This is a genomic window from Klebsiella sp. GB_Kp047 (assembly GCF_040065235.1).
In the GTDB taxonomy this organism is placed as follows: Bacteria; Pseudomonadota; Gammaproteobacteria; order Enterobacterales; family Enterobacteriaceae; genus Klebsiella; species Klebsiella quasipneumoniae.
This window is the reverse complement of sequence record NZ_JBEAJG010000008.1, coordinates 34,035-47,860: the sequence shown is the minus strand read 5'-3', so window position 1 is coordinate 47,860 and position 13,826 is coordinate 34,035. Positions and strand designations below refer to the sequence as shown.

Below are 13,826 nucleotides of genomic sequence, written 5' to 3'. Positions count from 1 at the left end.
GTCTGAGCTATCCGGTACGAACAAGGCTTAGTCGAGGTATTTCATGGCGACGCGGGAGGTCAGTCGCGTAATAAGTTCGTAAGCACTCACTTTCGTTATCTCGGCGATGCGCTCTACCGGGAGTCCCTCTCCCCACAGCACCACCGCGTCGCCGGCTTTATCCTGGGCCTGCGGGCCGAGGTCAACGCAGATCATATCCATCGCCACCCGGCCGACAATCGGCACTTCGCGGCCATTAACCAGCACCGGGGTGCCCGACGGCGCAGCGCGCGGATAACCGTCGCCATAGCCCATCGCGACCACGCCGAGACGCGTGTCGCGTTCGCTGACCCAGGTGCCGCCGTAGCCGACGGGCTCCCCTGCTTTATGTTCGCGCACGGCAATCAGGCTGGACGTCAGGGTCATCACTGGCTGACAGCCAAAATCTTTCCCGGTGGAGCGATCGTCCAGCGGCGACACGCCATACAGGATAATGCCCGGACGCACCCAGTCATAATGCGACTGCGGCCACAGCAGGATACCGCCCGAGGCGGCAATAGAGCGCAATCCCGGCTTGCCTTCGGTAAAGGTGGTGAAGATATCCAGCTGGCGTTCGGTGGCGCCGCAGGTCGGCTCATCGGCGCGGGCGAAGTGGCTCACCACGTTAACCGGCTGGCGGACGTTTTTGCACTGGCTCAGACGCTGATAAAACGCCTCGGCTTCCTCCGGACGCACCCCTAAGCGATGCATGCCGGTATCCAGTTTCATCCACACGGTCACCGGCTCGGGGAGGTCGGCTTGCTCCAGCGCCGCCAGCTGTTCGGGGCTATGCACCGCCGTATGCAGACGCTGAGCGGCGATCACCGCCAGGTCTTCCGCCGCAAAAAAGCCTTCCAGCAGGAGGATCGGCTGCGCGATCCCCCCCGCTCGCAGGCGCAGCGCCTCTTCCAGGCGGGCGACGCCAAAAGCGTCGGCGTCGGTCAGCGTTCGCGCGGTCTCAAGAAGACCGTGTCCGTAGGCGTTCGCTTTCACCACCGCAACCAGTTTGCTGGCAGGCGCCAGTTCACGCAGACGTTGCAGGTTGTGTCGCAGAGCGCGGCGGTTGATAACTACAGTTGCCGCTTGCATTTGAATTCCTTAATAAAAGAAGGAGGGAGGGTTACTCATCATCATACTGAGGACCGGCATAATTATCGAAACGCGACCACTGACCGTTGAAGGTCAGTCGCACGGTGCCGATCGGGCCGTTACGTTGTTTACCAATGATAATTTCCGCGATGCCCTTAAGATCGCTGTTCTCGTGATAGACCTCATCACGGTAAATGAACATGATTAAGTCGGCATCCTGTTCGATAGAGCCGGACTCACGCAGGTCGGAGTTGACCGGACGTTTATCGGCACGTTGTTCCAGTGAGCGGTTCAGCTGCGACAGCGCCACCACCGGCACCTGTAGCTCTTTGGCCAGCGCCTTCAGCGAGCGGGAGATTTCGGCGATCTCCAGGGTACGGTTGTCAGAGAGCGACGGCACGCGCATCAGCTGCAGGTAGTCGATCATAATCAGCCCGATGCCGCCATGCTCGCGAGCGATACGCCGCGCGCGGGAACGCACTTCCGTCGGCGTCAGGCCGGAGGAATCATCGATATAGATGTTACGTTTTTCCAGCAGGATGCCCATGGTGCCGGAGATCCGCGCCCAGTCTTCATCGTCCAGCTGACCGGTACGAATGCGGGTCTGATCGACGCGCGACAGCGAGGCCAGAGAACGCATCATGATCTGCTCGGAGGGCATCTCGAGACTGAAGATGAGTACCGGTTTGTCCTGCAGCATCGCTGCGTTTTCCACGAGGTTCATCGCGAAGGTCGTTTTACCCATCGACGGACGGGCGGCGACGATAATCAGATCCGACGGCTGCAGGCCGGCGGTCTTTTTGTTGAGGTCGTCGTAGCCGGTGTTGACCCCGGTAACGCCGTCATGCGGCTGCTGGAACAGCTGTTCGATACGGGCGACGGTGGCGTCGAGGACATCGGCGATGTTTTTCGGCCCTTCGTCTTTATTGGCCCGGCTTTCAGCGATTTTAAAGACGCGGGACTCGGCGAGATCGAGCAGATCTTCGCTGGTTCGCCCCTGCGGGTCGAAGCCGGCCTCGGCGATCTCATTGGCCACCGAGATCATCTCGCGCACGACCGCGCGTTCGCGCACGATGTCGGCATAGGCGCTGATGTTCGCCGCGCTGGGGGTATTTTTGGACAGTTCCGCCAGATAGGCAAAGCCGCCGACGCTGTCCAGCTGTCCCTGACGCTCCAGCGACTCCGCAAGGGTGATCAGGTCAATCGGGCTGCCCGACTCCTGCAGGCGCGCCATCTCGGTAAAAATATGACGATGCGGACGGGTATAAAAGTCGTCGGCAACGACGCGTTCGGCGACGTCGTCCCAGCGCTCGTTATCCAGCATTAAACCGCCCAACACCGACTGCTCCGCTTCAATCGAGTGCGGCGGGACTTTCAGCCCGGCGAGCTGCGGATCGCGTTCGCGGGTTTCTGTCTGTGGTTTGTTGAAGGGTTTATTTCCTGCCATAGCCTAACATTTCACCGATACGGAAAAGAGCGTGACAGTATAGCGAGAAAGCCATTGCCGCTAAAGAACCCATTAAGCGTGGCTGGCCTGAGGCGGGTAAGAAAATCCGTCGCTGCCGCCGCAGGCTGTTAAGCTTACTGGATAATCTCAGAACAACACAGGAGCGAACATGGCAACACGCATCGAATTTTCAAAACACGGGGGGCCGGAGGTGCTTCAGGCGGTTGAGTTTACCCCTCGCGATCCTGCGGAGCATGAAATTCAGGTCGAAAACAAAGCTATCGGCATCAATTATATCGACACCTATGTTCGCAGCGGCCTCTATCCGCCGCCGTCGCTGCCGAGCGGTCTGGGCACCGAGGCGGCCGGCATCGTCAGTAAAGTCGGCCATGGGGTGACGCACATTAAGGCAGGCGATCGGGTGGTGTACGCCCAGTCGGCGCTCGGCGCCTACAGCACGGTGCACAATGTGCTGGCCGATAAAGCGGCGGTCTTGCCGGACGCCATCTCTTTCGAACAGGCCGCCGCGTCGTTCCTCAAAGGATTAACGGTCTGGTATCTGTTGCGTAAAACTTACGAAATTAAGCCTGATGAGATGTTCCTGTTTCATGCCGCCGCCGGCGGCGTGGGGCTGATTGCCTGTCAGTGGGCGAAAGCGCTGGGGGCGAAACTTATCGGCACCGTCGGCAGCGCGCAGAAGGCGCAGCGCGCCAAAGCGGCGGGCGCCTGGCAGGTGATTAACTATCGCGAAGAACCTATCGCGGAGCGGCTCAAAGCGCTCACCGACGGTAAGAAAGTCTCCGTAGTCTATGACTCGGTAGGGAAAGATACCTGGGAAGCCTCTCTGGACTGTCTGCAGCGCCGCGGCCTGATGGTCAGCTTTGGCAACTCCTCCGGCCCGGTGACCGGCGTTAATCTGGGGATCCTGAATCAGAAAGGTTCTCTGTACGTCACCCGCCCATCGCTGCAGGGCTATATCACCAACCGGGAAGAGCTGGCTGAAGCCTGCAGTGAGCTGTTTTCGCTGATCGCCAGTGGAGTAATCAAAGTGGACGTGCCGGAGAGTCAGACCTATCCGCTGACCGAAGCGCGACGGGCGCATGAAGTTCTGGAGAGCCGGGTGACACAGGGGTCGAGTCTGCTGCTGCCGTAAGCGGTCAAAAGGACAAAAGGACAAAAGTTTAGGGCTTCCACCTGGGAAGCCCTTACTTTTTTTTAGTTCGGCTGTATGTAGGGTACAGCGCGATGAATTCGTTAACGCGCTAATAGTGACAGATTTGCGTAGCGATGCCTACGCGGTTCTGTGCAAAATTGTTCAGGTTGTGACACACCCCTCAATACCTTAGTAACGCCAACGGTTATTGTCGCGAAAAGCGTTTCCGTCCGGGGTTTTCAGCGCCCGAATAACCCACACCACCACCACCGCCAACAGCAGCCACGGCAGCAATTTGATCATTAAAGCAAACAAACCGCCGACGAACATCAGCGCCGTAGCCACCACGATGGCGGCGATAATCCCCAACAGCGATACGCCGGTGACCAGCAGCATGACAAAAAATCCGATGACAAATAACAGTTCCAGCATGGCTCTCTCCCCACAGTCATTAATATGTCGCTCTGCAGGTATTACAAAAAATATGCCAACAATAACAAACTGAATTTAAAAGAAAACGCCCCGCAATAGTGTGCGAGGCGTGGTCAATTTCACCAGGTTTTGGTGAGAAACTAACGCTTATCGGCCACCAGCTTTAGGGCCTGCTCCAGCACCGCAATGTCGGCGCCGGGTTTATGCGCATTTTCGCTCAGGTAGCGACGCCACTGGCGGGCGCCTGGGATACCCTGAAACAGTCCCAGCATATGACGGGTGATATGGCCCAGATAGGTGCCCTTGCTGAGCTCGCGCTCAATATACGGGTACATGGCCCGCACGACGGCCACCGGATCGGCATCCGCGCCGGCGACGCCGAAAATCTCCCGGTCGACCGAAGCCAGAATACCCGGATTCTGATAGGCCTCACGCCCGACCATCACCCCATCCATATGCTCAAGCTGCATTCTGGCTTCATCCAGCGATTTGATACCGCCGTTAATCGCCATCGTCAGGTGGGGGAAGTCACGCTTCAGCTGCCAGACGCGGGGGTAATCCAGCGGCGGGATCTCGCGGTTCTCTTTCGGGCTCAGACCGGAGAGCCAGGCTTTGCGGGCGTGAATAATAAACATCTCACATTCGCCCTTGCCGGAGACCGTCTCAATGAAATCACAGAGGAATTCATAGCTATCCTGGTCGTCGATGCCGATACGGGTCTTCACCGTGACCGGGATCGACACCACATCGCGCATCGCTTTGATACAGTCGGCCACCAGCGGCGCGTTACCCATCAGGCAGGCGCCAAACATCCCGTTCTGCACGCGATCGGAGGGGCAGCCGACGTTGAGATTGATCTCGTCATAGCCGCGCGCCTCGGCCAGCTTCGCGCACTGCGCCAGGGCCTGCGGGTCGCTGCCGCCGAGCTGCAGTGCGACCGGGTGCTCTTCTTCGCTATACGCCAGGTAGTCGCCTTTGCCATGAATAATCGCCCCGGTGGTCACCATTTCGGTATACAGCAGCGTATGCCGCGACAGCAGCCGCAGGAAGTAGCGGCAATGTCGGTCAGTCCAGTCGAGCATCGGCGCGATGGAGAAGCGATGAGCAGGGAAAACAGGTGACGTTGATTCAGGCATCATGGCGAATAAATAAGCATCCGGGTAAAAAGGGGCGCTACTATAGCATAAAGATAAACCACAGGCGCGTAGTGCGCCGCGCTTCGCCCCTTCCCGGTGTCGATTACTTTATCCGCGGTTTGCCGTCATGTGGGCCAAAGAACTGCGGCGGATGGTCAACCCAGCGATCCTGGCGCGTCGCGGCATAGCCAGGATTGAGCGGGTAGTAAATTCGGTTGTACTTTTTGTTGGCCTCACCCACCACCAACAGACGAACCTCCTGCTCGGTGTTATTGAGAAAAGTGTGGCAGATGCCGGTACCAGCGGGAAAACCCACGCTGTCCCCCGGCTCCAGTTTCCAGAGATAGCCGTTTATCCACACTTCCGGATAGCCCTCCAGCACATAGATGAACTCTTCCTCATCGCTCTCCGCGTGCGGGTAAGAGGTGCGCCGCCCGGGCGGCAGTCTCTCGTGGTGGATCCCCAGCCGGTTGAGGCGTAAACCGCGCCCCAGCGGCGCGCCAATGGAAAAACGCTCCGGGCTGTCGGGATAAGTGGCATCGTCGGGCCCTTCCAGTTCGCGCCAGTGGCGAATGCAATCAGGTCGTTTCATCGTTTTCTCCCGAAAATGAGACACTTCAGATATAGCATACCTGGGTCAGGCGTGTTGCGATTAAATCGGGCATGACGGTTTTAGCGGCCGGCTAAGGCGCAGCCTCCACGAGCGTCAGCGGCCAGCACCCGGAACTGGCGCAGGCACCGACAACCTGAAGTATGACCCGCATCACCCGTCGGGTCTCGGCGTTTTCCGCGGAACGTGATAAAGTAACAGATTCAATTTCACGCAACCTGAGGATGCTCATGGATAAGACCCCTTCGCAAGAGATGTTAGCGCATGCTGAAAAGCTGTGTGCGCAACGCGGCGTACGCCTGACCCCACAGCGTCTGGAAGTGTTGCGCCTGATGAGCCTGCAGCAAGGGGCAATCAGCGCCTACGACCTGCTGGATCTGCTGCGCGAGAAAGAGCCGCAGGCGAAGCCGCCGACGGTCTACCGCGCGCTGGAGTTCTTACTCGAGCAGGGTTTTGTCCACAAGGTGGAATCGACCAACAGCTATGTGCTGTGTCATCTCTTTGACCAGCCGACCCACAGCTCGGCCATGTTTATCTGCGACCGCTGCGGCGTGGTGAAGGAAGAGGCGGCTGAAGGGGTGGAAGATATCATGCATACGCTGGCGGCCAGAATGGGCTTCGCCCTGCGCCACAATGTGATTGAAGCTCACGGCCTCTGCGCGAGCTGCGTGGAAGTAGAAGCCTGCAGCACGCCGGGACACTGCCACCACGATCATACTATTCAGCTCAAAAAGAAAGCCCGCTGAGCGGCAGCCGCAGCGGGAAAAAGGGTTAACGGCGCGTCCCTGCGCCATTCAGACAGGCACTAACACAAATGCTTCTTTCTTCGGATCAAGGAACGCTACCAGCGATAGTCGTTCTTATGCTCCCAGTCTGAGACTTCTTTCTCAGCCTGATCTTTCGCATAGCCGTAACGCTCCTGAATTTTGCCGACCAGCTGGTCGCGCTTCCCTTCGATTACGGTCATATCATCATCGGTAAGTTTGCCCCACTGTTCCTTGGCTTTACCTTTCAACTGTTTCCAGTTACCGCCGATTTCGTCTTTATTCATGATAACGTCCTCATCATTCGGTGGGTTTACAGCCCGTTTTGTGCCGGACATGGTATTAACTATAGATGAGAATGCTGGCGCCGATTCGTTATTCGGAATTTTTAACCACCATACCGATGGATAAGACTGAGGAGATTTCCCCGGCTTGCGCTACGCTGAGCCGGGCTACTGAGTTGCCCCGGTAAGCGGTGCGCAACCACGGGAATTCATGGATAGCCGTTATGAACGGCAATAACTAGCTAAACCAGGTTCCGCGTCGCCAGTAGCGGCGCCAGATCAGCGCCAGCGACAGGCCGCGCAGGGCGAGAAACACGGCCAGCGCCAGCCACAGGCCGTGATTGCCGAGCACCGGGACCGTAAGCAGCGTCACGGCGAAGCCGGCCGCGGCGACCGCCATGCTGTTCCGCATCTCCGCGCCGCGCGTCGCGCCGATAAACATGCCGTCCAGCAGATAGCACCAGACCCCGACCACCGGCAGGATCGTCTGCCAGATCAGATAGCGATCGGCCAGCTGCTGCAGGGAAGGCAGCGAGGTTAACAGCGCGATGATGTGCCCCCCCGCCAGGCTGTAAACCAGGGCAAACGCCAGCGCCACCATACCGGACTGCCGGCAGGCCGCCCGCCACACCTCCAGCAGCTGGCTGCCGTCGCGCGCGCCGTAGGCCTGGCCGGAGTGGGCCTCCACGGCATAGGCAAAGCCATCCAGCGCGTAGGCGGTAAAAGTCAGCATGGTCATCAGTACGGCGTTGACCGCCACGATATCGCTGCCCAGCCGGGCGCCGAAGACGGTCAGCGCGCCAAAGCACAGCTGCAGCAGCAGGGAGCGCAGCATGATGTCGCGATTCAACGCCAGCAGACGGCGCATGTCTCCGCTCCAGGCGTTTTTCAGCATCGCCAGCGACACGCCGCGCAGCGTTAGCACCCGCTTCGCCATCATCAGGCCGATAATCAGGGTCGCGTACTCCGCGGTGACCGTGGCCAGCGCCGCCCCCTGGACGTTCATCCGCAGGCCCATCACCAGCCACAGGTCGAGCACAATATTCAACAGATTACCGACCACCAGCAAAATCACCGGCGCCCGGGCGTACTGGACCCCCAGCAGCCAGCCGAGCAGCACCAGGTTGGCCAGCGAGGCGGGCGCGCTGAGCCAGCGGATTTCGAGAAACCGTCTCGCCTGCTCGAGAACCGCCTCGCTGCCGCCGACGATATGCAGGGCGAGGTTAATCAGCGGCAGGCGAAACAGGATAATCACCACCCCGGCGCCCAGCGCCAGGACCAGCGGCTGCACCAGCGCCCGCGCCAGTCGCAGCGGATCTTTGGCCCCCCAGGCCTGAGCGGTCAGCCCGGTGGTGCTCATGCGCAGAAACAGCAGCAGCATAAACAGGAAACTGGTGGCCGTTGCTCCGACCGCGACGCCGCCGAGGTATACCGGGCTGTCAAGGTGGCCGATCACTGCGGTATCCACCAGCCCCAGCAGCGGGACGGTGATATTGGAGAAAATCATGGGGAGTGCAAGGCGCCACAGCGCTTTATCGGCAGCGTTGAGCAGCATGTTCAGGGACCTGATTGAGGACAAACGTCGCAGCGCCATGCATCAGATGACGCTGCGCAGGGGCAGGCGTTACAGCCATTCTCCATTACGGATCACGCCAACGGCCAGACCCTCAATGGTAAAACTCTGCTGACGCAGATCGACAACGATAGGGGTAAACTCGCTGTTTTCCGGCAGCAGTTCGACGACGTTGCCCTGCTTTTTCAGGCGCTTGACCGTCACTTCATCGTCAATGCGCGCTACCACCACCTGGCCATTGCGCACATCCTGGGTTTTGTGGACCGCCAGCAGATCGCCATCCAGAATACCGATGTCTTTCATCGACATCCCGCTGACGCGCAGCAGAAAATCGGCGTTGGGCTTGAACATCGACGGGTCGACCTGATAGTGGCCTTCAATATGCTGCTGCGCCAGCAGCGGCTCACCGGCGGCGACGCGGCCGATCAGCGGCAGGCCGTGCTCTTCTTCCGTCAGCAGGCGGATACCGCGCGAGGCGCCGGAGACGATCTCGATCGCGCCTTTACGCGCCAGCGCTTTCAGGTGTTCTTCCGCCGCGTTTGGGGAACGGAACCCCAAGCGCTGAGCAATCTCCGCACGCGTCGGCGGCATGCCCGTCTGGCTGATATGATCCCGAATGAGATCAAACACCTCTTGCTGCCTGGTCGTTAACGCTTTCATTCCGCCCCCTGGGTGTATATACAGTTATGCTGTGAGTATATACAGCTAACGGTGATTTTGGAACCACATGGCACACAAAAATCGGCAGATTGTTTATATTTTGCGAGGGTTAGCGAAGAACGTTAGTGATAATGGCTCCACAGCAGCGTTCCCCAGGTGATCAGCGCGATGATAATCGCCAGCAGGACAGCCGCCGACCCCATGTCTTTGGCGCGCCCTGAAAGCTCATGATAATCCGAGCCAATACGGTCCACGACCGCCTCAATCGCGCTGTTGAGAATTTCGACTATCATCACTAGCAGGACCGAGCCAATCAGCAATACGCGGGTGATGGCGTCGACGTCCAGCCAGCAGGCTATCGCGACGGCCACAATGGCGGCGACGCCTTCCTGACGAAACGCGGCCTCGTTGATCCACGCCGCGCGAAATCCTTTCCAGGAGTAACCTGCCGCCTTAATGATTCGGGTTAACCCGGTGGTATTATTGGCCATCACAAAACCTTTTTTATGTAAATGACGTCGATGAGTGTACGCGTTTGCCGCGCGGTAACGGAAATTTTGCCCGCTTTCTGTTATTCTTGCCGCGCATTTGCATGATTAACCAGAGGCTTCACATCGTTTATGTCCGGCTGGCAACGAATTTACTATAAATTACTGAATTTACCATTACGGGTGCTGGTAAAAAGCAAGTCTATTCCGGCAGAGCCTGCTCAGGAATTAGGACTCGATACCTCGCGTCCGGTCATGTACGTCCTGCCCTATAACTCCAAGGCGGACCTGCTGACGCTGCGCGCCCAATGCCTGGCGCATGATTTACCTGACCCGCTAGAACCGCTGGAAATCGACGGCGCCCTGCTGCCGCGCTACGTATTCATCCACGGCGGGCCGCGCGTATTCACCTATTACACGCCAAAAGAAGAGTCCATCAAGCTGTTCCACGACTACCTCGATCTGCACCGCAACCATCCGGATCTCGATGTGCAAATGGTGCCGGTGTCGGTGATGTTCGGCCGCTCGCCGGGTCGTGAGAAAGGGGAAGTCAATCCGCCGCTGCGGATGCTTAACGGCATTCAGAAATTTTTCGCCGTCTCCTGGCTCGGCCGCGACAGCTTCGTGCGCTTCTCTCCTTCCGTATCGCTGCGTCGCATGGCCGATGAGCACGGTACTGATAAGATCATCGCCCAGAAACTGGCTCGCGTCGCGCGGATGCATTTTGCCCGCCAGCGCCTGGCCGCCGTCGGCCCGCGTCTGCCGGCCCGCCAGGATCTGTTTAACAAGCTGCTGGCGTCGAAGGCCATTGCCCGTGCGGTGGAAGACGAAGCACGCAGCAAGAAAATTTCCCACGAGAAGGCCCAGCAGAACGCGATTGCGCTGATGGAAGAGATTGCCGCGAACTTCTCTTACGAGATGATCCGCCTGACCGACCGCATTCTCGGCTTCACCTGGAACCGCCTGTATCAGGGCATCAACGTGCATAACGCCGAGCGCGTACGCCAACTGGCGCACGACGGCCATGAGATTGTCTATGTCCCCTGCCACCGCAGCCACATGGACTATCTGCTGCTCTCTTACGTCCTGTATCACCAGGGGCTGGTGCCACCGCACATCGCGGCGGGTATCAACCTTAACTTCTGGCCGGCCGGGCCAATCTTCCGCCGCCTCGGCGCGTTCTTTATTCGCCGCACCTTTAAGGGCAACAAGCTCTACTCCACGGTGTTCCGCGAGTACCTTGGTGAACTGTTCAGCCGCGGCTATTCCGTGGAGTATTTCGTCGAAGGCGGCCGCTCCCGTACCGGCCGTCTGCTCGATCCGAAGACCGGTACGCTGTCGATGACCATCCAGGCGATGCTGCGCGGCGGCACCCGGCCGATCACTCTGGTGCCGATCTATATCGGCTACGAGCACGTGATGGAGGTGGGGACCTATGCCAAAGAGCTGCGCGGCGCCACCAAAGAGAAAGAGAGTCTGCCGCAGATGCTGCGCGGCTTAAGCAAGCTGCGCAACCTTGGCCAGGGCTACGTTAACTTCGGCGAACCGCTGCCGCTGATGACCTACCTGAACCACCATGTGCCGGAGTGGCGGGAAGCGATTGACCCGATCGAAGCGGTCCGCCCCTCCTGGCTGACGCCGACGGTGAATAACATCGCCGCTGACCTGATGGTGCGCATCAACAACGCCGGCGCGGCCAACGCCATGAACCTGTGCTGTACGGCGCTGCTGGCCTCCCGCCAGCGTTCGCTGACCCGTGAGCAGCTCACCCAGCAGCTGGAGTGTTACCTCGCGCTGCTGCGCAATGTGCCCTATTCGCCGGATGCCACCGCCCCATCCGCTTCGGCCAGCGAGCTTATCGACCATGCGCTGCAGATGAATAAGTTCGAAGTTGAAAAGGACACCATTGGCGACATCATCATTCTGCCGCGCGAGCAGGCGGTGCTGATGACCTACTATCGCAACAACATTGCCCATATGCTGGTGATGCCGTCGCTGTTAGCCGCCCTGGTGACTCAGCATCGTCATCTCAGCCGCGCCGAAGTGCTGCGCCATGTGGAAACGCTCTACCCGTTCCTCAAAGCCGAGCTGTTCCTGCGCTGGGAGAAAGCGGAGCTGGCCGGAGTAATGGATGCGCTGATTGCCGAGATGCTGCGTCAGGAGCTGATCGTCATCGATGGCGATGTGATGAGCCTTAACCCGTCGCACTCTCGCTCCCTGCAGCTGTTGGCCGCAGGCGCTCGCGAGACGCTGCAGCGTTACGCCATCACCTTCTGGCTGCTGAGCGCTAACCCGTCGATCAACCGCAGCTCGCTGGAGAAAGAGAGCCGTACCGTGGCGCAGCGCCTGTCGGTGCTGCATGGCATCAACGCGCCGGAGTTCTTCGACAAAGCAGTGTTCAGTACCCTGGTGTTGACCCTGCGCGATGAAGGCTATATCAGCGATACGGGCGATGCCGAGCCGGAAGAGACCCTGAAGGTCTACCGGATGCTGGCGGATTTGATTACGTCGGATGTACGTCTGACGATCGAAAGCGTCACGCAGGACGACGCGTAACGCGGCGTTTGCCGTCCTCACCGCCCCCCGGTAAACCGGGGGGATGGGGACAGGGTTTTACAGGTAGCTCATCGCCAGGCCGAGGAACAGCACCAGCCCGACGTAGTTATTGTTCATAAACGCTTTAAAGCAGTTATCGCGGTCGCGATTGAAGATAAGCTTCTGCTGCCAGCCAAACAGACCCGCCGCCACGAACAGCGACCAGTAGTATTCCCAGCCCAGCCCATTCAGCCAGCCCACCGCGCCCATCAGCGCCAGCACGGCCACCTGCAGGATACCGATAATCAGACGATCGTTTTCGCCGAACAGGATCGCCGTCGATTTAATGCCGATCTTGACGTCGTCATCGCGATCCACCATCGCATACTGGGTATCGTAGGCCACCGCCCACAGAATGTTGGCGAGGAACATCAGCCAGCAGCTCAGCGGCAGCGATTCACTGACGGCCGAGAAGGCCATCGGGATCGACCAGCCAAAGGCCGCCCCCAGCACCACCTGCGGCAGATGGGTGTAGCGCTTCATAAACGGATAGACCCACGCCAGCGCCAGCGCCGCCACCGACAGCAAAATCGTCATGGTGTTGAGGGTAAGCACCAGCAGGAAGGAGAGCAGCACCAGAACGATAAACAGCGTTCGCGCCTCTTTCTCGGTGACGTCGCCGCTCGGCAGCGGACGGCGGGCGGTACGCTTTACGTGACCATCAAATTTTCGATCGGCATAGTCATTCACCACGCAGCCGGCGGCACGCATCAGCCAGACGCCGGCGACAAAGACCGCCAGGATCCACAGCGGCGGGACGCCCGGCGAGGCCACCCATAGCGCCCACAGCGTCGGCCACAGCAGCAGCAAGGCGCCGATCGGTTTGTCAGTGCGCATCAGGCGATGAAACGCCAACAGCTTATTCTGCGACAGACTCCACTCCATTTTTTCTTCCTCTTAGTACAACGGCGACGCAGGCAAAAACAGCTCGGTCAGCAGCAGGGGTTTGCCGCTCAGCCGCAGGCGGGAACGACGTCCCCACAGCGCTGCATCGCGACCAATTTCAATAAAATCGCGGGTTAATGTCGACGACGTGAACAGGTATCGCCCCAGCGGGGTCTGCCCGAGCTGCTGTAGCGCCAGCTCCGGCCCACACAACGTCGACTCCGGCACCACCGTGCGCCCGGCCAGCCAGGGCTCACCGTCGGCATTGAGTATAATCTCCCGCAGCCAATAGCGCGGCTCGTCGGGCAACAGCGCCGCTTCGTCAGCCAGCGCCTCACGCCCGATATACCCTTCGTTAACCAGGGTGACGGTGACCTGCTTTCCTTGTTGCTCAAAACGCTGGGTCATTGAGTCCTCCAGCAGCAGCCAGTCACTCAGAGGCGGCGCCAGGGGCGGCATAACGGCAAAATAGCGCAGCGCACGCAGTCGCGTAAGCGCAGGATGGGACATGCCTGATTCTCCGGTACATAACGTGAGAGCATTGTATCGCAGAATAGGCGGTTGGTGGCGGGCAAACGTCAATATACGATCATTCACGCAACAGCCATGCAACAGACCGCCGCGCGTGCAAAAAAAGGTGCATCCCGGAGGATGCACCTAAAGGCTGTGCCTAAACATCAGCATTGTGGGGA

General features: G+C 59.3%; 14 protein-coding genes. 3 read left to right on the top strand and 11 right to left on the bottom strand.

From position 1 onward, the window contains the following. Positions 1-27: 27 nt before the first annotated feature. Entirely contained in the window at positions 28-1,107 is a 1,080-nt protein-coding gene (alr, locus tag ABLV76_RS06045) for an alanine racemase (protein WP_048294005.1), read from the bottom strand. Positions 1,108-1,138: 31 nt separating this feature from the next. Continuing rightward, positions 1,139-2,554 carry a replicative DNA helicase gene (gene dnaB, locus ABLV76_RS06040; protein WP_002884942.1) on the bottom strand — a complete coding sequence of 472 codons (1,416 nt, stop codon included), beginning with the start codon at positions 2,552-2,554 and terminating at the stop codon, positions 1,139-1,141. A gap of 169 nt (positions 2,555-2,723) precedes the next feature. On the opposite strand from dnaB, the gene ABLV76_RS06035 reads away from it, so the two are divergent. Further along, positions 2,724-3,707, top strand: coding sequence for a quinone oxidoreductase (locus ABLV76_RS06035; RefSeq protein WP_135716161.1), 984 nt, complete (start codon positions 2,724-2,726; stop codon positions 3,705-3,707). Positions 3,708-3,896: 189 nt separating this feature from the next. Here ABLV76_RS06035 and pspG read toward each other — a convergent pair whose 3' ends face one another. The 3 genes from pspG to ABLV76_RS06020 form a co-directional block, all read right to left on the bottom strand. Further along, positions 3,897-4,139, bottom strand: a complete 243-nt coding sequence (pspG, locus tag ABLV76_RS06030; RefSeq protein ID WP_004206297.1) for an envelope stress response protein PspG — start codon at positions 4,137-4,139, stop codon at positions 3,897-3,899. A 140-nt stretch (positions 4,140-4,279) separates the two neighbouring features. Next, positions 4,280-5,278, bottom strand: a complete 999-nt coding sequence (gene dusA / locus ABLV76_RS06025) for a tRNA dihydrouridine(20/20a) synthase DusA (protein WP_017900120.1) — start codon at positions 5,276-5,278, stop codon at positions 4,280-4,282. A gap of 100 nt (positions 5,279-5,378) precedes the next feature. Beyond that, on the bottom strand, positions 5,379-5,867 hold the full coding sequence (locus tag ABLV76_RS06020) for a cupin domain-containing protein (RefSeq protein WP_004206295.1): 489 nt from the start codon (positions 5,865-5,867) through the stop codon (positions 5,379-5,381). 248 nt (positions 5,868-6,115) lie between these two features. Here ABLV76_RS06020 and zur point away from each other — a divergent pair, with 248 nt between their 5' ends. Continuing rightward, positions 6,116-6,631, top strand: a complete 516-nt coding sequence (gene zur / locus ABLV76_RS06015; RefSeq protein WP_004206294.1) for a zinc uptake transcriptional repressor Zur — start codon at positions 6,116-6,118, stop codon at positions 6,629-6,631. Positions 6,632-6,726: 95 nt separating this feature from the next. On the opposite strand, the gene ABLV76_RS06010 is transcribed toward zur, so the two are convergent. From ABLV76_RS06010 to ABLV76_RS05995, 4 genes are all read right to left on the bottom strand, one after another. Continuing rightward, positions 6,727-6,936 carry a CsbD family protein gene (locus tag ABLV76_RS06010; protein WP_004206293.1) on the bottom strand — a complete coding sequence of 70 codons (210 nt, stop codon included), beginning with the start codon at positions 6,934-6,936 and terminating at the stop codon, positions 6,727-6,729. A gap of 235 nt (positions 6,937-7,171) precedes the next feature. Then, positions 7,172-8,488 (bottom strand): MATE family efflux transporter DinF, encoded by a 1,317-nt coding sequence (gene dinF / locus ABLV76_RS06005; RefSeq protein WP_348878227.1) that lies wholly within the window; start codon positions 8,486-8,488, stop codon positions 7,172-7,174. A gap of 69 nt (positions 8,489-8,557) precedes the next feature. After that, a complete protein-coding gene (gene lexA / locus ABLV76_RS06000) occupies positions 8,558-9,166 on the bottom strand; it encodes a transcriptional repressor LexA (protein ID WP_004206291.1) in 609 nt (202 codons plus the stop codon). A 122-nt stretch (positions 9,167-9,288) separates the two neighbouring features. Further along, complete coding sequence (locus ABLV76_RS05995; protein WP_004206290.1) at positions 9,289-9,657, bottom strand: diacylglycerol kinase; 369 nt, start codon at positions 9,655-9,657, stop codon at positions 9,289-9,291. Positions 9,658-9,786: 129 nt separating this feature from the next. On the opposite strand from ABLV76_RS05995, the gene plsB reads away from it, so the two are divergent. Next, positions 9,787-12,210 carry a glycerol-3-phosphate 1-O-acyltransferase PlsB gene (gene plsB / locus ABLV76_RS05990; RefSeq protein ID WP_004206289.1) on the top strand — a complete coding sequence of 808 codons (2,424 nt, stop codon included), beginning with the start codon at positions 9,787-9,789 and terminating at the stop codon, positions 12,208-12,210. A gap of 57 nt (positions 12,211-12,267) precedes the next feature. Here the strand turns inward: plsB and ubiA are convergent, their stop codons facing one another. Together ubiA and ubiC are read right to left on the bottom strand one after the other, a co-directional pair. Continuing rightward, the gene (gene ubiA / locus ABLV76_RS05985) at positions 12,268-13,134 is read right to left on the bottom strand and encodes a 4-hydroxybenzoate octaprenyltransferase (protein WP_002884808.1); all 867 of its coding nucleotides are present in this window, start codon (positions 13,132-13,134) and stop codon (positions 12,268-12,270) included. Between the two features lie 12 nt (positions 13,135-13,146). Then, a complete protein-coding gene (gene ubiC / locus ABLV76_RS05980) occupies positions 13,147-13,644 on the bottom strand; it encodes a chorismate lyase (RefSeq protein ID WP_017900123.1) in 498 nt (165 codons plus the stop codon). Positions 13,645-13,826: the final 182 nt, after the last annotated feature.

Coding starts and splice junctions, on each gene's coding strand:
- zur (WP_004206294.1), top strand. CDS start 6,116: ATGGATAAGACCCCTTCGCAAGAGATGTTAGCGCATGCTGAAAAGCTG.
- lexA (WP_004206291.1), bottom strand. CDS start 9,166: ATGAAAGCGTTAACGACCAGGCAGCAAGAGGTGTTTGATCTCATTCGG.
- plsB (WP_004206289.1), top strand. CDS start 9,787: ATGTCCGGCTGGCAACGAATTTACTATAAATTACTGAATTTACCATTA.
- pspG (WP_004206297.1), bottom strand. CDS start 4,139: ATGCTGGAACTGTTATTTGTCATCGGATTTTTTGTCATGCTGCTGGTC.
- ubiA (WP_002884808.1), bottom strand. CDS start 13,134: ATGGAGTGGAGTCTGTCGCAGAATAAGCTGTTGGCGTTTCATCGCCTG.
- ABLV76_RS05995 (WP_004206290.1), bottom strand. CDS start 9,657: ATGGCCAATAATACCACCGGGTTAACCCGAATCATTAAGGCGGCAGGT.
- ubiC (WP_017900123.1), bottom strand. CDS start 13,644: ATGTCCCATCCTGCGCTTACGCGACTGCGTGCGCTGCGCTATTTTGCC.
- ABLV76_RS06035 (WP_135716161.1), top strand. CDS start 2,724: ATGGCAACACGCATCGAATTTTCAAAACACGGGGGGCCGGAGGTGCTT.
- alr (WP_048294005.1), bottom strand. CDS start 1,107: ATGCAAGCGGCAACTGTAGTTATCAACCGCCGCGCTCTGCGACACAAC.
- ABLV76_RS06020 (WP_004206295.1), bottom strand. CDS start 5,867: ATGAAACGACCTGATTGCATTCGCCACTGGCGCGAACTGGAAGGGCCC.
- dnaB (WP_002884942.1), bottom strand. CDS start 2,554: ATGGCAGGAAATAAACCCTTCAACAAACCACAGACAGAAACCCGCGAA.
- dusA (WP_017900120.1), bottom strand. CDS start 5,278: ATGATGCCTGAATCAACGTCACCTGTTTTCCCTGCTCATCGCTTCTCC.
- ABLV76_RS06010 (WP_004206293.1), bottom strand. CDS start 6,936: ATGAATAAAGACGAAATCGGCGGTAACTGGAAACAGTTGAAAGGTAAA.
- dinF (WP_348878227.1), bottom strand. CDS start 8,488: ATGCTGCTCAACGCTGCCGATAAAGCGCTGTGGCGCCTTGCACTCCCC.